This is a genomic window from Streptomyces sp. NPDC057002 (assembly GCF_042673825.1).
In the GTDB taxonomy this organism is placed as follows: domain Bacteria; phylum Actinomycetota; class Actinomycetes; order Streptomycetales; family Streptomycetaceae; genus Streptomyces.
The window spans coordinates 469,209-487,369 of record NZ_JBHURZ010000005.1; the positions used below are offsets into that span (position 1 = coordinate 469,209).

The 18,161-nt window shown below is 71.6% G+C and carries 16 protein-coding genes; 12 read left to right on the forward strand and 4 right to left on the reverse strand.

Annotation, left to right across the window (positions count from 1 at the left end):
* Positions 1-103: 103 nt before the first annotated feature.
* The 3 genes from ACFT32_RS26265 to ACFT32_RS26275 form a co-directional block, all read right to left on the reverse strand.
* Positions 104-880 (reverse strand): SAM-dependent methyltransferase, encoded by a 777-nt coding sequence (locus ACFT32_RS26265; RefSeq protein WP_382493771.1) that lies wholly within the window; start codon positions 878-880, stop codon positions 104-106.
* A 12-nt stretch (positions 881-892) separates the two neighbouring features.
* The gene (locus tag ACFT32_RS26270; protein ID WP_382493774.1) at positions 893-1,519 is read right to left on the reverse strand and encodes a histidine phosphatase family protein; all 627 of its coding nucleotides are present in this window, start codon (positions 1,517-1,519) and stop codon (positions 893-895) included.
* Positions 1,520-2,024: 505 nt separating this feature from the next.
* Complete coding sequence (locus ACFT32_RS26275) at positions 2,025-3,512, reverse strand: FGGY-family carbohydrate kinase (RefSeq protein WP_382493777.1); 1,488 nt, start codon at positions 3,510-3,512, stop codon at positions 2,025-2,027.
* Positions 3,513-3,668: 156 nt separating this feature from the next.
* On the opposite strand from ACFT32_RS26275, the gene ACFT32_RS26280 reads away from it, so the two are divergent.
* Genes ACFT32_RS26280 through ACFT32_RS26325 form a run of 10 tightly spaced genes read left to right on the forward strand, consistent with a single transcriptional unit; the run spans position 3,669 to position 13,519 of the window.
* Positions 3,669-5,090: an ABC transporter substrate-binding protein gene (locus ACFT32_RS26280; protein WP_382493780.1), complete on the forward strand. Its 1,422-nt coding sequence runs from the start codon at positions 3,669-3,671 to the stop codon at positions 5,088-5,090.
* A gap of 3 nt (positions 5,091-5,093) precedes the next feature.
* Positions 5,094-5,972: a carbohydrate ABC transporter permease gene (locus tag ACFT32_RS26285; RefSeq protein WP_382493783.1), complete on the forward strand. Its 879-nt coding sequence runs from the start codon at positions 5,094-5,096 to the stop codon at positions 5,970-5,972.
* On the forward strand, positions 5,969-6,793 hold the full coding sequence (locus ACFT32_RS26290; RefSeq protein WP_382493786.1) for a carbohydrate ABC transporter permease: 825 nt from the start codon (positions 5,969-5,971) through the stop codon (positions 6,791-6,793). The genes ACFT32_RS26285 and ACFT32_RS26290 overlap by 4 nt, the downstream gene beginning before the upstream one ends.
* Positions 6,790-7,878 carry an ABC transporter ATP-binding protein gene (locus ACFT32_RS26295; RefSeq protein WP_382493789.1) on the forward strand — a complete coding sequence of 363 codons (1,089 nt, stop codon included), beginning with the start codon at positions 6,790-6,792 and terminating at the stop codon, positions 7,876-7,878. The genes ACFT32_RS26290 and ACFT32_RS26295 overlap by 4 nt, the downstream gene beginning before the upstream one ends.
* Positions 7,875-8,705, forward strand: a complete 831-nt coding sequence (locus tag ACFT32_RS26300; protein ID WP_382493792.1) for a DeoR/GlpR family DNA-binding transcription regulator — start codon at positions 7,875-7,877, stop codon at positions 8,703-8,705. Before ACFT32_RS26295 ends, ACFT32_RS26300 begins: the two co-directional genes overlap by 4 nt.
* A 37-nt stretch (positions 8,706-8,742) precedes the next feature.
* A complete protein-coding gene (locus ACFT32_RS26305; protein WP_382493795.1) occupies positions 8,743-9,771 on the forward strand; it encodes an ABC transporter ATP-binding protein in 1,029 nt (342 codons plus the stop codon).
* Complete coding sequence (locus ACFT32_RS26310; RefSeq protein WP_382493798.1) at positions 9,768-10,799, forward strand: 2-hydroxyacid dehydrogenase; 1,032 nt, start codon at positions 9,768-9,770, stop codon at positions 10,797-10,799. The genes ACFT32_RS26305 and ACFT32_RS26310 overlap by 4 nt, the downstream gene beginning before the upstream one ends.
* Before the next feature lie 19 nt (positions 10,800-10,818).
* On the forward strand, positions 10,819-12,243 hold the full coding sequence (locus ACFT32_RS26315; protein WP_382493801.1) for an FGGY family carbohydrate kinase: 1,425 nt from the start codon (positions 10,819-10,821) through the stop codon (positions 12,241-12,243).
* Positions 12,244-12,269: 26 nt separating this feature from the next.
* A complete protein-coding gene (locus ACFT32_RS26320) occupies positions 12,270-13,298 on the forward strand; it encodes a glycerophosphodiester phosphodiesterase family protein (protein ID WP_382493804.1) in 1,029 nt (342 codons plus the stop codon).
* Positions 13,298-13,519, forward strand: coding sequence for a hypothetical protein (locus ACFT32_RS26325; RefSeq protein ID WP_382493806.1), 222 nt, complete (start codon positions 13,298-13,300; stop codon positions 13,517-13,519). The genes ACFT32_RS26320 and ACFT32_RS26325 overlap by 1 nt, the downstream gene beginning before the upstream one ends.
* A 3-nt stretch (positions 13,520-13,522) precedes the next feature.
* Here the strand turns inward: ACFT32_RS26325 and ACFT32_RS26330 are convergent, their stop codons facing one another.
* Positions 13,523-14,161 carry a DsbA family protein gene (locus ACFT32_RS26330; protein WP_382493809.1) on the reverse strand — a complete coding sequence of 213 codons (639 nt, stop codon included), beginning with the start codon at positions 14,159-14,161 and terminating at the stop codon, positions 13,523-13,525.
* A gap of 137 nt (positions 14,162-14,298) precedes the next feature.
* Here ACFT32_RS26330 and pepN point away from each other — a divergent pair, with 137 nt between their 5' ends.
* Positions 14,299-16,875 carry an aminopeptidase N gene (gene pepN / locus ACFT32_RS26335; protein WP_382493811.1) on the forward strand — a complete coding sequence of 859 codons (2,577 nt, stop codon included), beginning with the start codon at positions 14,299-14,301 and terminating at the stop codon, positions 16,873-16,875.
* 198 nt (positions 16,876-17,073) lie between these two features.
* Complete coding sequence (locus tag ACFT32_RS26340; RefSeq protein ID WP_382493814.1) at positions 17,074-18,114, forward strand: hypothetical protein; 1,041 nt, start codon at positions 17,074-17,076, stop codon at positions 18,112-18,114.
* Positions 18,115-18,161: the final 47 nt, after the last annotated feature.

Here is an 18,161-nt window from a genome sequence, read left to right on the forward strand (position 1 = left end):
CCTGCCTCGTGATCGTCTTCTCACCCTTCACGGCGGCAGGCGGAAAGAAGGAAGCCCCCGCGAGGACGTGACTCGCGGGGGCTTTCCCGTGTGCGGACACGACCTAGGGCTTGCGGCCCAGGCCGCCGTGCTGGCCGATCGGTTCCGTGGGAGCGCCCGGCTCGGGGTGCCACAGCGGTACCGAGACCACGCCCGGTTCCACCAGCTCCAGGCCCTCGAAGAAGGCCTCGATCCGCTCGACCGGCCGCAGGAAGTAGGGGACCGCGCCGGTCTCGTTGTAGGCGTCCTGGGCCTGTTCGTAGGCCGGGTCGGTGCCGCGGGAGCCCTCGTTGAGGGAGAGGTAGCTGCCGGCGGGCAGTCCCGCCAGGAGGCGGCGGACGAGGTCGCGGGCCTGGTCGTAGTCGGCCACGTGGCCCAGGATGCCGCTGAGGATGAGCGCGGTGGGGCGGGTGAGGTCCAGCGTCTTGCCGGCGGCCTCGACGATGGCCTCCGGCTCGTAGAGGCTGATGGGCTCATAGGCCGTCGCGCCCTCGGGCGTGGAGGTGAGCAGGGCGCGGGCGTGTGCGAGGACCAGGGGGTCGTTGTCGACGTAGACGACGCGCGACTCGGGGGCCAGGCGCTGGGCCACCTCGTGGGTGTTGTCGACGGTGGGCAGGCCGGTGCCCACGTCGAGGAACTGCCGCACGCCCGCCTCCTGGACGAGGTGGCGGATGGTGCGGCCGAGGAAGGCGCGGCTGCCGCGGGCGATGGTGACGATGCCGGGGAACACGGCGGTGTAGGCGTCACCGGCCGCCTCGTCCACCGGGTAGTTGTCCTTGCCGCCCAGCCAGTAGTTCCAGATCCGGGCCGAGTGCGGCACCGAGGTGTCGATCTGCGTCATGCGCCCATAGTGCTACGGCACATCAGCCTCGCAGGGCACATTGAGTGAGAGGAGTGCGGCGGAACCGTCGGAGTTCATCCGCAGTTCGCTGATCGCCCCGTTCCGCAACCGCGGGAGCACTCTGCGGTACTCCCGGGGCGGGATGGACAGCAGGGTGCACAGCACCAGCCGCAGCAGGGTGTTGTGGGCGACGACCAGGACGCGTCCGCCGGGGTGGGCGGCGGCGATGTCCCGCAGGGCACGGGTGCCCCGGGCCGCTGCCGCCAGCGGATCCTCGGCGCCGGGGAAGGAATGCGCCACCGGGTCGGCACGGTAGGCCGCGGCCCATTCCGGGTCCTCCGCCTCGAACTCGGCGAGTGTGCGGCCCTCCACTACTCCGAAGTCGCATTCGATGAGGCCGGGTTCGCGCTGCGGGGTGAGGCCCAGGGCACGGCAGGCGGGCTCGGCGGTGGCGCCGGCCCGGGACAGCGGGGACGTCCAGATCGCGTCGACGGGGTGGGCGGCGGCCCACCGGCCGAGGGCCTCGGCCTGGGCGCGGCCGGTGTCGGTCAGCTCGATGTCGCTGACACCGGCGTACCGGTTCTCGGCGTGCCAGACGGTCTGCCCGTGCCGGGCCAGCAGGAGAGTCGTGGTGGTCATGGTCCGGTCCGTTCGTACGTGGTCGGTCCGCCGATGCGGGGCGGCGGCCATCCGGTCAGGCCACCGATGCGGGGCGGCGCCGGGGTGCTCGGGCCGGTGCCCGGGCGGGGTGAGGACGAGGCGGTCGGGGCGCCCGGACGACGCGGCGCCAAAGCGATCGGGCCAGCGAGGCAGGGCGACGCCAAGGCGGTCGGACCACGACCACCCAGGGGGAGCGACGCCAAGGCGGTCGGACCACGACCACCCAGGGGGAGCGACGCCAAGGCGGTCGGACCACCCAGGGGGCGCGACGCCGAACCACTCCAGCCGCCCGGACGACGCGGCGCCGAAGCAGCCCGGCCGCCCGAACGACGCGACGCCGGAGCGGCGGTCCGGGCGCCCGGGCGAGGTGGTGTCGGGGTGGTTGGGGCGGCCGCACGGGGCCATGGCAGGGGCGTCGGGGCGCCCGCACGGAGCGACACCATGGTCAGCGGACCGCCCACGCGAGACGGTGTCGGGGTCGCCGTCATGACTCCGCCGTGTCCGGGTGCAGACGCATGCGGGCGTGTTCCGCGACGGGTGTGGGCAGCCAGCCGCGTGCCTTCAGGGCGTTCACGAGCCGAGCGTACGGGTCGGCGAAGCGGGCCGTGTGCTCGGCGCGGGGTTCGAGCACCGTACGGACGCGGACCATGCGCTCGGCGACATCGGCGAGCGCTCCCGCCTCCGACACCCCGTACGCGGCCAACGCCGCCATTCCCAGGGCCGGTTCGGTCTGCTCCGGGATACGGGCCGGGCGGCCGAGGATGTCGGTGCGCAGCTGGTTCCAGTACGGGCTGCGGGCGCCGCCGCCCGTGAAGGTGAGCGGGCCGTCGAGGGGGGCGCCCAGGTGGTGCAGATAGTCCAGGCACAGGCGTTCCGCGAAGCCCACGCCCTGGAGCAGCGCGGCCCACAGCTCCGCGTCGTCCGCGGGGTCGCCGAGGACGAACCCGGTGGCCTCCGGCGCCCGGAACGGGAACCGCTCCCCCGGCGACACCAGCGGGTAGGCGATCGCACGGGACGGCTCGAAAGCCGCGGCCCGCTCGTCCATGGCCGCCGGATCGGCCTCCGGGAAGTGCGCCGCCAGGGCCCCGGCGCCCACGCTCGACGCCCCGCCGGGCAGCCAAGTGCCGTCGGGGGCGCGGTGGTTGTAGACCACGCCGGTGGGGTCCCGGACCGGATCCCGGGAGGCTCCCTTCAGCACGAGCGTGGTGCCCAGCACCGAGTTCCAGGAGCCGGGCCGCAGCGCGCCCGAGGCGATCTGGGCCGCGCAGCCGTCGGTCATGCCGGCGAGCACCGGCGTACCGGCGGGGATGCCGGTGGCCTCGGCGGCCCCCGCGCAGATCTCGCCGAGGCGGGTGCCCGGGCGCACGACGTCGGGCAACAGGCGCTCCGGGACGCCCAGTTGGGCCAGGGCGGCCTCCGGCCAGGCCTCCCGGTGGAGGTCGTAGCCCGTCTTGAGGGCGTGGCTGGAGTCGGCGGGTGGCGGTTCGCCGGTGAGGCGGGTGACGATCAGGTCCGGCTGGTGGACGAGGCGGAGGCCGGGGCCGTACTCCCCCACCAGCCACAGCGCCTTCGGCAGCGCCCAGGTGTCCTGCACCGCGAGCCCCGCGTCCCGGGCCCGCGCCGCCTCCGCCGCCGCGCGCCCGTCGTCGTACATCAGCGCGGGGCTCACCGGGCGGCCCGAACCGTCCGTGAGCAGCACCGTGCCGGACGTGCCGCACACCGCGAGTCCGCCGATCGGCAGGCCCCGCGGGGCGGAGCCGAGTGCCGTCCGCGACGCGGTGCACAGCGCCTCCCACCAGCGCTCGGGGTCCTGCTCGTGCCGCACCCCCTCGCGCCGCCCGGCCAGGGGGGCCGAGCCGCTGCCGAGGACCGTGCCGTCCGCGGTGACGAGCAGCACGCGGACGCTCTGCGTGCCGAGGTCGACGCCCAGCCAGCCCTCGCCCGCGCCTTCGCCCGCACCCTCGTCCACCATCCGGAACCTCCCACGCCGTCGCAGCCGGATCTGTGAACTTCTCACTGTGCCCCGATATTTTCCCGTGCGCGAGGGATTGACGCCCAACTTCAGCCGTTCCACCCTCTGTTAACGAGTCGACTCGACGTGTTAACCAGGCTCCACGTGGAGGTACGGATGGACACGCACGCGCACGACCGCCGGCGCTTCCTCGCCCTCGCCGCCGGGGCTGCCGCGGCCCCGCTGCTCACGGCCTGCGGCTCCGGTTTCGGCGGGAACGACAGCAAGAGCGACGGGTCAGCCGCGGACGACATCACCGGTTCCTTCGACTGGAAGCGGGAGAAGGGCACCACCGTCAAGGCACTGCTCAACAAGCACCCGTACACGGACGCCCTGATAGCCGACCTGAAGTCCTTCACCGAGAAGACCGGCATCAAGGTCGAGTACGACGTCTTCCCCGAGGACAACTACTTCGACAAGCTCACCGTGGACCTGTCCAGCGGGCGTGCCTCCTACGACGTGTTCATGCTCGGCGCGTACATGGTGTGGCAGTACGGGCCGCCGAACTGGCTGGAGGACCTCGGCCCCTGGATGCGCAACTCCTCGGCGACGGGCGCCGAGTGGGACCAGGCGGACTTCTTCCCCAACCTGCTCCAGGCCGACCAGTGGTCGCTGAAGGCGGGCGCGCCGCTCGGCCAGGGCGGGCAGTACGCGCTGCCGTGGGGCTGGGAGACGAACGTCGTCGCCTACAACACCGAGCTGTTCAAGAAGCTGGGCGTGAAACCCGCCGAGTCCTTCGACGAACTGACCGAACTCGCCGGGACCATCAAGCAGAAGGCGCCGGGCGCCGGCTTCGACGGGATGTACGGGATCGCCGTACGCGGGTCCAGGAGCTGGGCCACCATCCACCCCGGCTTCATGACGATGTACGCCCGCAACGGGCTGAAGGACTTCACGGTCGACGGCGGGAAGCTCACACCCGCCATGAACAGCCCCGAGGCCGTCGCCTTCACCGAGGACTGGGCGCGGATGGTCAAACGGGGCGGGCCGCCGTCCTGGACGTCGTACACCTGGTACCAGTGCTCCAGTGACCTGGGCGCGAAGAAGGCCGGGATGCTGTTCGACGCCGACACGGCCGCCTACTTCCAGGCCGTGAAGGGCGCCAGCCCGGCCTCCGGGAAGATCGCCTTCCACCCGGGGCCGAAGGGGCCGGACGGGTCGCTGGCCACCAACATGTGGATCTGGTCGCTCGGCATGAACGCCAAGAGCAAGAAGAAGAGCGCCAGTTGGCTGTTCCTGCAGTGGGCGACCGGCAAGGAGCATCTGCGCAAGAGCGCGATCACCCACAACCACATCGACCCGGTGCGCAAGTCGGTTGCCGACGACGCCGCGTACAAGGACAAGATGCGGCATCTGCCGGGCTTCCTGGAGACCTTCGAGACGGTCGTCGACCAGACGAAGATCCAGTTCACCCCGCAGGCGCAGTTCTTCGACGCGACGACCAGCTGGGCGGCGGCCCTCCAGGAGATCTACGGCGGCCAGGGCGCGAAGTCCGTCCTGGACGGGCTGGCGGACGACCTCGCCGACAAGGTGGGGTAGCGCATGCGCCTGGCCCTGCGCCCGTACTTCCTGATCGTCCCGGCCCTGCTGCTGACCTGCGGGATCCTCTACCCGTTCGGGCTCGGGCTGTACTACACGCTGTTCGACTTCTCGGCGAGCAAACCGCAGCCGGACATGGTGCGGTTCGAGAACTACTCGACCGTCTTCACGCAGGAGGCGTTCTGGAACTCGGCGTGGGTGACGGTGCTGTACGCGGTCGGGGCGGCCCTCGTCGAGACCGTGCTCGGGGTGGCCGTCGCCCTGCTGCTGCACCGCTCGACCCTGCTGGGCCGGATCCTGGAGAAGATCCTGATCCTGCCGCTGATGATCGCCCCGGTGATCGCGGCGATCATCTGGAAGCTGATGCTCCAGCCGTCGGTCGGGGTGGTCAACTACCTGCTGAGGCCCTTCGGCCTCGGCGGGGTGCAGTGGACCGACACCCCGACGGGCGCGCTGCTGTCGTCGATCGCCGTGGACGTGTGGGTGTACACCCCGTTCGTGGCGATCCTCGCCCTCGCCGGTCTGCGGTCGCTGCCCGCCTCCCCGTTCGAGGCGGCGGCCGTGGACGGCGCGGGGTGGTGGTACACCTTCCGCCGGCTGACGCTGCCGATGCTGTGGCCGTATGTGCTGGTCGCGGTGATCTTCCGGTTCATGGACTCGCTGAAGGTGTTCGACATCATCTACGCCCTGACGGAGGGCGGGCCGGGTGACTCGACGGTGGTGCTCCAGATCCGGGCGTACCTCGAAGCCATCCGCTTCCAGCGGTACTCCTTCGGGATCAGCTACACGATCGTGCTGTGGGCCGTGGTGTATCTGGCCGCGATGGTGCTGGTGAAGCATCTCGGGAAGATCCAGCGGAAGGCCGCGGAGGTGTCCACATGAGGAAACGCCTGGTGGGGTGGTTGTGCGACACCGCCCTCGTCCTCTACTTCGTCTTCGCGCTGTTCCCCATCGCCTGGATGGTGATCCTGTCGCTGAAGCCGACCGACCAGCTCTTCTCCACCTACTTCTCCTTCTCCCCCACCCTCGACGGCTACCGGACGGTCCTCGGCGACAGCGAGGGCATCCCGTTCGTGCGGTTCTTCGTCAACAGCCTGGTGGTGTCGGTGGGGGCGGTCGCGCTGTCGCTGGTGGTGGGACTGCCGGCGGCGTACGCCTCGGCGCGGTGGCGGTTCAAGGGCTCCGAGAACCTGATGTTCACGCTGCTGTCGTTCCGCTTCGCGCCCGAACTCACCGTGATCATCCCGCTGTTCGTGCTCTACCAGAAGCTCGGTCTCTTCGACACGTACGTCGGCATGGTGTGGGTGCTGCAACTGGTCACGCTGCCGCTGATCGTGTGGATCATGCGGTCCTACTTCGCCGATCTGACACCGGAGCTGGAGCAGGCGGCCCTGCTGGACGGCTACACGCGCAAGCAGGCGTTCTTCCGCGTCGCCCTGCCGCTGGTCAAGCCGGGCATCGCGGCCGTGTCGCTGCTGGCCTTCATCTTCGCCTGGAACAACTTCGTCTTCCCGCTGATCCTCACCTCCAACGAGGCCCAGACGGTGACCGTCGGCGCGCTGTCCTTCCTCGGCGGTGACCGGCCCAAGTACAACCTGACGGCCGCCGCCGCGCTGGTCTCGGTCGTACCGCCGCTGCTGCTGGCGCTGACGATCCAGCGGTATCTGGTGCGGGGCCTGTCGTTCGGGGCGGTGAAATCGTGATCACGCTGAGCGGGATACGGAAGGCGTACGGAAAGACCGTCGCGCTCGACGAGCTCGAACTGGAGGTCGGGGAAGGCGAGTTCTTCTGTCTGCTGGGCCCGTCCGGGGCCGGCAAGACGACGACGCTCAAGACCATCGCCGGGCTCGAACAGCCCGACTCCGGCACGGTCGTGCTCGACGGCAAGGACATGCGGGGCGTGGAGCCCTACGACCGGGGCGTGGCCATGTGCTTCGAGAGCTACGCGCTCTACCCGCACCGCTCGGCCTACGACAACCTGGCCTCGCCGCTGCGCTCCCCCCGGCACCGGCTGCCCGCCGACGAGGCCCGGCAGCGGATCGGCGCGGTCGCCGAACTGCTCGGCATCTCCGCCCTGCTGGACCGGCCCGTGGGCCAGTTGTCCAACGGCCAGCGGCAGCGGGTCGCCCTCGGGCGGGTGCTGGTGCGGCCGGCCCGGGCCTTCCTGCTCGACGAGCCGCTGTCCCACCTGGACGCGAAACTCCGCCAGCAGATGCGGGCCGAGCTGAAGGCGATCGGGGCCGTGCAGCACACCACCACGCTGTACGTCACGCACGACTCCGTCGAGGCGCTGGCGCTCGGCGACCGGATCGGGGTCATCCGGGACGGGCGGATCGTGCAGACGGGCACCCGGGAGGAGATCTGGTACCAGCCGTACGACACGGAGGTCGCGCGGGCCTTCGGGCGGCCCCGGATCAATCTGCTGCCCGGGGTGGTGACGGAGAGCGGGGTGCGGGCGGACGGCGGGGTGGAGCTGCCGGTCCGGGCACAGGCCGCGCCCGGCACGGACGTCCTGGTCGGTCTGCGGCCCCGGGACATCGCCCTGCACGGCGAGGGTCACGAACTCACCGGGACCGTGTACGTCACCGAGGTGCTCGGGCGGTCCGTCGAGGTCACCGTCCGGCTCGGGACCGGGGAACAGCGGGTGTCGCTGGTGGCTCCCCGGGCGGACGCGGCACGCCTTCGTGCGGACGATCCCGTACGGCTCGCGGTCCGGCCTGCGAACCTGCTGCTGTTCGAGGCCGACCGGCCGGAGCGCCCGGGACGACGGATAGAGACACAGTCATGAGCAGCAGCAGTGGTGGACAGCAGGGGCCCGCGGCACGGCAGGCCGCCATGGCCGAGCGGGTGCTGGCCGACGGCTCGGCGACGGCGGCGGAGCTGGCCGAGCGGTTCAAGGTGAGCCTGATGACCATCCACCGCGACCTCGACGAGCTCGAACGGCAGGGCATCGTACGGAAGTCCCGGGGCGGTGTGACCGCGCAGCCGTCGGGGGTCTTCGAGTCGAACGTGCAGTACCGGCTGAAGACGATGCGCGCCGAGAAGGCCGCCGTCGCCGAGCGCGCGCTGCGGATGGTGGAGCCCGGCATGGCGATCCTGCTGGACGACTCCACGTCCACCCTGGAGATAGCCAGGCGGCTGCGCACGGGCGAGGTCACGCCGCTGACGGTCGTCACCAACTTCCTGGAGGCGATCAACCTGCTGTCCGACCAGCGGGGCATCCACCTGATGGCGCTCGGCGGCGACTACGACCCGCTGCACTCCTCCTTCCTGGGGGTGTCCTGCGTGGAGGCGGTCGAGCAGCTGCGCGTGGACGTGTGCTTCGCGTCGACGTCGGCCGTGCACGGGGGTTACGCCTACCACCAGGAGCAGCACATCGTGTCCGTGAAGCGGGCGATGCTCGACGCGGCGGCACGGAACGTCCTGCTGATCGACCACACCAAGCTCGGCCGGGTCGCCCTGCACCGGGTCGTCCCGCTGTCCCGCTTCGACACGCTCCTGGTGGACGACGGGGCGTCGCCGGAGGCACTGCGGGATCTGGACGAGCACAAGGTCCGTTACGAGGTTTGCGCGACGAAGGGCGGCCATGACGGGAACCGGGCTGGAGCTACGTGAACTCCGTAAGACGTACCGGTCGCGGGGGCGGCCTTCGGTGGATGCCGTTCGCGGGATCGATCTGAGCCTGCGATCCGGGGAACTGCTCGGGCTGCTCGGGCCTTCGGGCTGCGGCAAGTCGACCACGCTGCGGATGATCGCCGGTCTCGAGTCGGTCACCGGCGGGGACATCCTGGTCGGCGGCGACTCGGTCGTGGAACGGCCCGCTCAGCGGCGGAACATCGGGGTCGCCTTCGAGAACTACGCGCTGTATCCGCCGCTGTCGGTCGCGGAGAACCTGGCGTTCGGGCTCAAGGCGCGCAAGAAGGCCGCCCGCGGTTCCAGGGGGGACGTCGACCGCAAGGTGAAGGAGATCGCCGAGCGGGTGGGCCTGACCGACCTCCTCGGTGCCCGCCCGGCCGGGCTCTCCAGCGGCCAGAAGCAGCGCGTCTCCCTGGCCCGGGCCCTGATCCGCGAACCGGACGTGCTGCTCCTCGACGAGCCCCTGTCCCATCTGGACGCGGCCCAGCGCGACACCACCCGCCGTGAACTCAAGCGCATCCAGCAGGACCTGGGCCACACCACGATCCTGGTCACCCACGACCAGGAGGAGGCCCTCTCGCTCGCCGACCGGATCGCCGTCATGAAGGACGGCGTGATCCAGCAGCTCGGCACGCCGTACGAGATCTACGACAGCCCGGCCAATGTGTTCGTCGCGGACTTCGTCGGCGAGCCCGCGATCACCCTGCTGCCCGGCATCGCCACCGGCGACGGCGAGGCCCGTCTCTCCGGCTCGGTGCGGATCGCGCTGCCCGTGCCGGTGGAGCAGGGGCGGGAGGTGGTGGTCGGGATCCGCCCCGAGGACGTCTCGCTCACCGCCGAAGGCGGCCTGCCCGCCCGGGTCGTCGCCCACGAACCGCTTCTGGAGTCGGGCCTTGCGACCCTCGCCCTCGAGGGTGTCGAACGGCAGCTGGTCGTCCTCACCGACCCCGAGGTACGGCTCGCCCACGACGAGCGGGTCCGGGTCGCCGCCGACCCCCAGCACACCCATGTCTTCGACGCCGAGACAGGAGCCTCACTGCGATGACCTCCGAAGAGAACGTGCGTGTCGTGGCCGCCGGTGACCACTTCGTCCTGCCGTCCCTGATCACACGGGCGGTGGAGCACGAGGTGGAGCGGGCGCAGATCAAGGAGCTGGAACTCGGGTGGCCGCTGGAGCCGTTCGGGCCGGTCGCCGAGGTGCAGGAGGCCAGTGACGCCGAGGACGCGATGATCGAGGCGCTGGCCGGGGCGGAGGTCCTGGTCACGCAGATGGGGCCGGTCACCGAGCGGGTGCTCGCCGCCTGCCCGGAGCTGAGGCTGGTCGTGGTGTGCCGGGGCGGGCCGGTCAACGTCAACCTGCACGCGGCCAAGAACCGTGATGTGCGGGTGTGCTTCGCGCCGGGCCGCAACGCCGCCGCCACCGCCGAGTTCACCGTCGGCCTGATGCTGTCCGCCCTGCGCCGCATCCCGCAGGCCCATGAGCCGCTGGCCCGGCAGGGCAGCTGGGAGGGCGCGACGTACTACACGTACGAGCAGAGCGGTCTGGAGCTGGAGGACCTGCCCGTCGGTCTGGTCGGCTACGGGGCCGTCGGCAGCCGGGTCGCCCGGGTGCTGTGCGCGTTCGGGGCCCGGGTGATGGTCTACGACCCGTATGTGCACGGGGAGATCCACGGCCTGCGCGTGGCCTCGCTCGACGCACTCCTGCGCGACTCCCGGGTGATCACCCTGCACGCCCGGCTCACCCCCGAGACCCGGGGGCTGATCGGCGCCCGGGAGCTGGGGCTGCTGCCGCCCGGCGCGGTGGTGGTGAACGTGGCCCGGGGCCCGCTGCTGGACGAGGGCGCGCTGTGCGACGCGCTGGAGAGCGGGCGGCTGTCGGCGGCGGCGCTCGACACCTACGAGCGGGAGCCGTTGCCTGCGGAGTCCCGGCTGCTGGGGCTGGGTGACCGTGTGGTGCTGACCCCGCATCTGGGCGGGGCGTCGCGCGCGGTGGCGGAGAAGGCCGCGCGGATCGCCGCCGAAGAGGTGGGCCGCTGGGTGCGCGGCGAGCCGCTCGCGCACTGCCTGACCTGAGGACCGGGAGGAGAGCCGCATGTACGTCGGTATCGATGTGGGCACGTCCATGGTCAAGGCGGCGGCCTTCGACTCCGCGGGCCGCCAGCTGGCCGTGGCGTCCCGGTCGGTGGCCCTGTCGCTGCGGGGCGGGGTCGTCGAGCAGGACATGGAGGAGGTGTACGGGGCGGTCGTGGCCGTCCTCGGCGAGGTCACCGAGCGGGTCACGGAGCCGGTCGAGCTGGCCGGGCTCACCGGGCAGGGCGACGGGGTGTGGCTGGTCGACGGCGAGGGGCGGCCCGTGCGGCCGGCGGCCTCCTGGATGGACGGGCGGGCGCACGAACTGGTCGACCGGTGGCTGGCGGACGGTACGTTCGAGACGGTGTTCCGGCGGACGGGCAGCGCGATGTTCCCCGGGTGTCCGGGGCCGCTGCTGGCCTGGCTGGACAGCAGCGAACCGAAGGCGCTGGATGCCGCGAAGGCCGCCCTGTACTGCAAGGACATGGTGTTCCAGCGGCTGACGGGGGCCGGTCCGACGACGGATGTCTCGGACGCCTCGATGCCGTTCCTCGACCCGCGGACCCGGACCTACGACAACCGGGTCGTCGAGCTGCTGGGGCTGACCCACCGGCGGGGTCTGCTCGCCCCGGTGAGCGACCCGGTCGCGACGGCCGACGCGCTCGGCGAGGGCCTGCCGTCCGGCACCCGGGTCGCGAACGGCCCCTACGATCTGCCGGCCTGCGCGCTGGGCGCCGGGGTGACGTCCCCGGGCGACGGCCTGCTGATCGTCGGCACCTGTCTGGCCAGCCTGGTCGCCACGACCGAGCTGGACCTGACCGGCGAGCCGGCGGGTCTGTACATCTCCACGGACCGGCCCGGTCACTGGCTGCGCGCCATGCCCGCGATGGTGGGCACGGCGGCGCTGGACTGGGTGCTGTCGACGACCGGGGTGGGACACGACGAGGTGGACGGCCTGCTGGCCGAGACCCCGCCGGGCGCGAACGGCGTCCGTGTGCTGCCGTACTTCGCGCCCTCCGGTGAACGCGCCCCCTTCGTGGAGCCACGGCTGCGGGCCGAACTCCTCGGTGTCTCCCTGGAGTCGACCCGGGGCGATCTGGTCCGGGCGACCTGCGAGGGCATCGGGTACGCGGCCCGGCACTGCCTGGAGGCGGCGGGCCTCGACGGGAGCCTGGCCGTCTGCGGCGGCGGCACCCGCAGCCCCGCGTGGATGCGGCTGCTCGCCGATGTGCTCGGGCGGCCGTTGCGGGTCGTCGAGGGCGAGGTGGGGGCGCGGGGCGCGGTCCTGGCGGCGGCCGAGCGGTACGGGGTGCCGCTGGAGGCGGAGGTGTGGACGCGGCCGACGGAGGTCGTCGAGCCGGATCCGGGGCGGGCCGCGTACTACACGAAGGGCTATGAGGAGCACCTGTCCCGGCTCGCCGAGGCACGGACCCGCGCGAGGATCTGAACACCATTACGACGAGAGGGACTTGGATGCACCTGAGACGCCGATCTCTCCTGCTCGCGGCCGCCGCCACACCGGCCGTGGCTGCCGTACCCGCACACGCGGCCCCCGACGGGAGGCGCCCCGTGGTCATCGGCCACCGCGGCGCGGCCGGCTGGCGCCCCGAGCACACGGCCGCCTCGTACACGTACGCCGTGCAGACGGGCGCGGACTGGATCGAACCGGACCTGGTGCCGACGAAGGACCATGTGCTCGTCGTCCGGCACGAGAACGAGATCTCCCAGACGACCGACGTGGCCAGCCACCCCGGGTTCGCGCACCGCCGTACGACGAAGACGGTCGACGGCCGTGCCGTGACGGGATGGTTCACGGAGGACTTCACCCTCGCCGAGCTGAAGACGCTGCGGGCGGTGGAGCGGCTGCCGCAGGTCCGCAACCGCAACACGGTCTTCGACGGCCGTGAGGAGGTGATGACGTTCCAGGAGGTCGTGGAGCTGGCGCGGCGGCTGTCGCGGACCCACGGCCGGACCATCGCGGTCTTCCCGGAGACCAAGCACCCGACGTACTTCCGGTCCGCCGGGCTGCCGCTGGAGCCGAAGCTGGCGGCCGCGATCCGCCTCAACCGGCTCGGCCCGCGCGAGTGTGTCGTGCAGTCCTTCGAGCCGACGAGCCTCAAGCGCATGACGGGGCTGGGTGTGCCGCTGTGGCAGGCGCTGGGGACGACGGGCGGGCCGTACGACCTGCCCGGGAGGACATACAAGGAGTTGATGACGCCGGCGGGCCTGGCGGAGATCGCGGAGTACGCGGACTGGATCGGGCCGGACAAGTCGTCGCTCGTCGGCACGTCTCTCCTGGCGGACGCCCATGCGGCGGGGCTGCGGGTGGGGCCGTACACGTTCCGCGCGGAGAACCAGTTTCTCCAGGCGGACTTCCGGCGGGGAACCGGACCGAACGATTTCGGGGACGCGTTCGCCGAGTACGCGCTGTACTACCGCATGGGAGTCGATGCGGTGGTGACCGACTTCCCTGACCTGGCGGTGATGGCTAGGAGGGGCTGATGTTCTTCAAGGACAAGCACTGCCCGACCTGTGGCGGCAGCGGCACTCAGGTGTTCACGCCGCTCAAGCCCGAGGAGAGGAAAGCACTCGGGACGGGCCGCACGGACCTGTGGCGCTGCACTGCTCCGGGCTGCCGGTGGTACCAGCCCTGGGGCCATCAGGCCGGCGGGGGCCGGCTCCCGGAGGACATGCAGAACCCGGGAGCCGACGCCTCGGTGTGAGTCCTAGAGGTTGGAGAAGTCCGGACCCTTGGTGCGCGTGCGCTTGATCTCGTAGAAGCCGGGGACCGAGGCCACCGCGAGGGTGCCGTCCCAGAGGCGGCCGGCCTCGTCGCCCAGCGGGGTGGGGGTGACGACCGGGCCGAAGAAGGCGATCTGCTCCCCGTCGGAGCCGGGCACGGCGATGACCGGGGTGCCGACCTCCTGGCCGACCTTCTCGATGCCCTCCTTGTGGGAGGCGCGCAGCTCGGCCTCGTACGGGGTGGAGTCCCAGTGCTCGATGAGGGAGGCGGGCAGGCCCGCGTCCTCCAGGGCGGCGGCGACGATCTCCTTGCCGGGGCCCCCGCCCTGGTTGTGGATGCGGGTGCCGAGGGCGGTGTAGAAGTCGCCGAGGACCTCGGCGCCGTGCTCCTGCTGGGCGGCTATGACGACCCGGACGGGGCCCCACGCCTTGGTCTCCAGCAGCTCGCGGTACTCCTGGGGCAGGTCGTCGAGCTTGTCCTCGTTGAGGACGGCGAGGCTCATTACGTGCCAGCGCACCTCGATGTCCCTGACCTTCTCCACCTCCAGCACCCAACGGGAGGTCATCCATGCCCAGGGGCACAGCGGGTCGAACCAGAAGTCGACGGGGGTCTTGTCCGACATGTCTCTCCTCATGAGGAAACTGTTTCCTCCGGGAACGCCGGTGCTCGCTCCGGTCATTCCCGGCCCCTGGTGTCAGGGGCACGTGGCAGGATCGGTGCTGATCAGCCGTACCCCACGACGTATGAGGAGTGCCGCCCGTGCCCGGTGAGAATCTGTCCCGCGACGAGGCCCGGGAGCGGGCCGCCCTGCTGAGCGTCGACGGGTACGAGGTGTCCCTCGACCTGCGGTCCGCGGTCGGCGAGGACGACGGCGCCGGGCCCCGCACCTTCCGCTCGGTGACCACCCTCCGCTTCCGCTGCAACGAGCCCGGGGCGAGCAGCTTCGCCGACCTGATCGCGCCGAATGTGACGGCCGTCTCACTCAACGGCCGTGATCTGGACCCCGGTGAGGTCTTCGACGGCTCCCGGATCACCCTGGAGGACCTGGCCGCCGACAACGAGCTGGTCGTCGACGCCCAGTGCGCCTACTCCCGCACCGGCGAGGGCCTGCACCGCTTCGTCGACCCCGAGGACGGCGAGGTGTACCTGTACACGCAGTACGAGCCGGCCGACTCCCGCCGGGTCTTCGCGAACTTCGAGCAGCCCGACCTGAAGGCCCCGTTCCGCTTCGAGGTACGGGCGCCGGAGGGCTGGACGGTGTGGAGCAACGGCGTCGGTGAACTCGGCGACGGGGTCTGGCGGTTCGCCGAGACCAAGCCGATCTCGACGTACATCACCTGCGTGGTGGCGGGCCCCTACCACTATGTGACGGACAGCTACTCCCGTACGTTCGCGGACGGCACGACGCTGGAGATCCCCCTCGGCGCGCTGTGCCGCAAGGGTCTCGCGCCCCACTTCGACTCGGACGACGTCTTCCTGGTCACCAAGCAGGGCCTGGACTTCTTCCACGACCACTTCGACTACCCGTACCCGTTCGGGAAGTACGACCAGGCTTTCGTGCCCGAGTACAACCTGGGCGCGATGGAGAACCCGGGCCTGGTGACGTTCCGGGAGGAGTTCATCTTCCGCGGGAAGGTGACACAGGCGTCGTACGAGGGCCGGGCCAATGTCGTCCTGCACGAGATGGCGCACATGTGGTTCGGCGACCTGGTCACCATGGAGTGGTGGGACGACCTGTGGCTGAAGGAGTCCTTCGCGGACTTCATGGGCGCGTTCTCGCTGGTCGGCGCGACCCGCTTCGTCAACGGCTGGGTCACCTTCGCCAACCGCCGCAAGGCGTGGGCCTACCGCGCCGACCAGCTGCCCTCCACGCACCCGGTCACGGCGGACATCCGCGATCTGCAGGACGCCAAGCTGAACTTCGACGGCATCACGTACGCCAAGGGCGCGTCGGTGCTGAAGCAGCTCGTGGCGTACGTCGGGCAGGACGCGTTCCTCGAGGGCGCCCGGCGCTACTTCAAGCGGAACGCGTACGGCAACACGCGCCTGGGTGACCTGCTGTCGGTGCTGGAGGAGACCAGCGGCCGGGACATGAGCGCGTGGGCACGGTCCTGGCTCCAGACGGCCGGGGTGAACTCGCTGACCCCGCAGGTGCTGTTGGACGCGGAGGGCCGCGTCGAGGAGCTGGCGGTGGTGCAGGAGGCCGCCGAGTCACATCCGGAACTGCGGCCGCACCGGGTGGCGGTGGGCCTGTACCGGGTGACGGACGGCGGCACGCTGGAGCGGTACGCGCGCGCCGAGACCGACGTCGACGGCGCGCGGACGGTGGTGGCGGACCTGGCGGGCGCCGACGCCCCCGATCTGGTGCTGGTCAACGACGACGACCTCACGTACTGCAAGATCCGCTTCGACGCGACCTCGCTGGCGACGCTGCGCGAGCACCTGGGTTCGGTGACCGATCCGCTGGCGCGCGCCCTGTGCTGGTCGGCGCTGTGGAACATGACGCGGGACGCGCTGCTCCCGGCGCGGGACTTCGTGGACCTGGTGCTGCGGTTCGCGGGACGCGAGTCCGAGATCGGCGTGCTCCAGATGCTGCACGCCTGGGCCGAGTCGGCGGTCACGCACTACGCGGCGCCCGGCCGGCGGGAGGAGGCCGGGAGGCTGCTCGCCGAGGGCGCGCGGCGCGAGCTGTACGCGGCCGGTCCTGGCAGCGAGCACCAGCTCGCGTGGGCGCGGTTCTTCGCCCGGGTGGCCGCCGCGGACGCCGACTTCGAGCTGCTGCGGGACCTGCTGACGGGGGCGGTGGCGGTCGAGGGCCTCGACCTGGACCAGGAGCTGCGGTGGGTGTTCCTGGAGCCGCTGGCCGCGCACGGGGTGGTGGACGAGAAGGTGCTGGCCGAGGAGCTGGCCCGGGACGACACCGCCTCCGGCAAGCGCCACCAGGTGCGCTGTCTGGCCGCCCGCCCGTCGGAGGCGGTCAAGGCGCAGGCGTGGGCGCAGGTCGTGGAGTCGGACGCGCTGTCCAACGCCATGGTCGAGGCGACCATCTCGGGCTTCACCCAGGGCTCGCAGCGGGATCTGCTCGCGCCGTACTCGGCGAAGTACTTCACGGCGATCGAGCGGGTGTGGGCCGAGCGGTCGATCCAGATCGGCATGCACGTGGTGCAGGGCCTGTTCCCGTCGCTCCAGCAGTCCCAGGAGACCCTCGACGCCACGGACGCCTGGCTGGAGTCCCACCGGGAGGCGGCCCCGGCCCTGCGCCGGCTGGTCCTCGAGGCCCGGGACGATCTGGCGCGGGCTCTGCGGGGGCAGGCGTGCGACGCGGCGGCGAGCTAGCACCTTTGGCCTGAGATTTGGGGTTCCGTCACCGTTACGGAATACAGGCAATCACAGCCGTAACCCCTGGTCCGCACCCGAACGGACCAGGGGGTTTCGGCATCCGAACATCCGTCCTTTAGTGCCGGATTGTCCGTATGTGTCGACGGAGCTGTAACAGGGGTTAAAAGGCGGGTCCGACACGGGAAATTGCCGGTCATGACGCACAACACCCCGCTCTCCCCCCGCCCCCTGCACGACCTGTCCGGCCGCGGCCGGCTCCGGGTGATGACCGTCGCGCGGCTCCGCGCCCACGGTGTCTCGACGGCCCAGGTGAACGAGCAGTGCGCCCCCGGCGGCCCCTGGCAGCAGCTCCTCCCCGGTGTCGTCCTGCTCCACCAGGGCCCGCCGACCAGCGAGGAGCGGCTGCACGCGGTGCTGATGTACGCGGCGCGGGAGCGCGGCACCGGTGTTCCCGCCCAGCCGGGCGCGGACGGCTCCGGCGCCCCCGCCCACCCCGAGGCGATGATCACGGGCCTGGCCGCGCTGACGCTGCACGGCTTCTCCTCCACTCCCCCGCTGCCGTCCCTGGACGCGATCGACGTCCTGGTCCCGCGGATGCGCCGGCTGCGCTCGACGGGCTGTGCACGCATCGTCCGGGGTGTCGCGCCGCCGGTCCCCGAGCAGGTCACCGGCCTGCCCGTCGCGCCGGTCGCCCGTGCGCTGGCCGACGCGGTGGCGGGCCTCGCGGACGCCGTCGTGGTGCGCCGGCTGATGACGGAGGCGGTGCGCGGCGGGTACTGCGAGCCGGCCGCGGTGGTGCGGGAGCTGAACCAGGCCCGGCTGCTGAGCCGCCCGCACGTGGTGGACGCGGTGGATTCCCTGCTGGCCGAGGGCCGGGCGATCGCGGAGGACCGTCTGTACCGGATGGTGCGCGAGTACGGCCTGCCCGACCCGGTGTGGAACGTGGACCTGCGCCTGCCCGGCGGCCCCTACCTCGGCGGTCTGGACGCGTACTGGCCGGACCAGGCGGTGGCCCTGGAGCTGGACACCCGGGCGCCCCGGCACAACGACGAGGCGCAGTGGTCGGAGTACGCCCGCAAGCGCGAGCACCTGGAGCGGCTCGGCATCACGGTCGTTCACATCACGCCCAGGAAGCTCCGCGACTCGGTGGAGCAGCAGGCGACGGTGGTCCGCACGGCCCTGATGGCGGCGGCCGACCGCGAACCGGCCGCGTATGTCGTGGCGCTGCCCCGGTAGGGCTCGCCGGCGGCCCCTCCTCGTGCTCCGGCGGCACCTGATCTTGA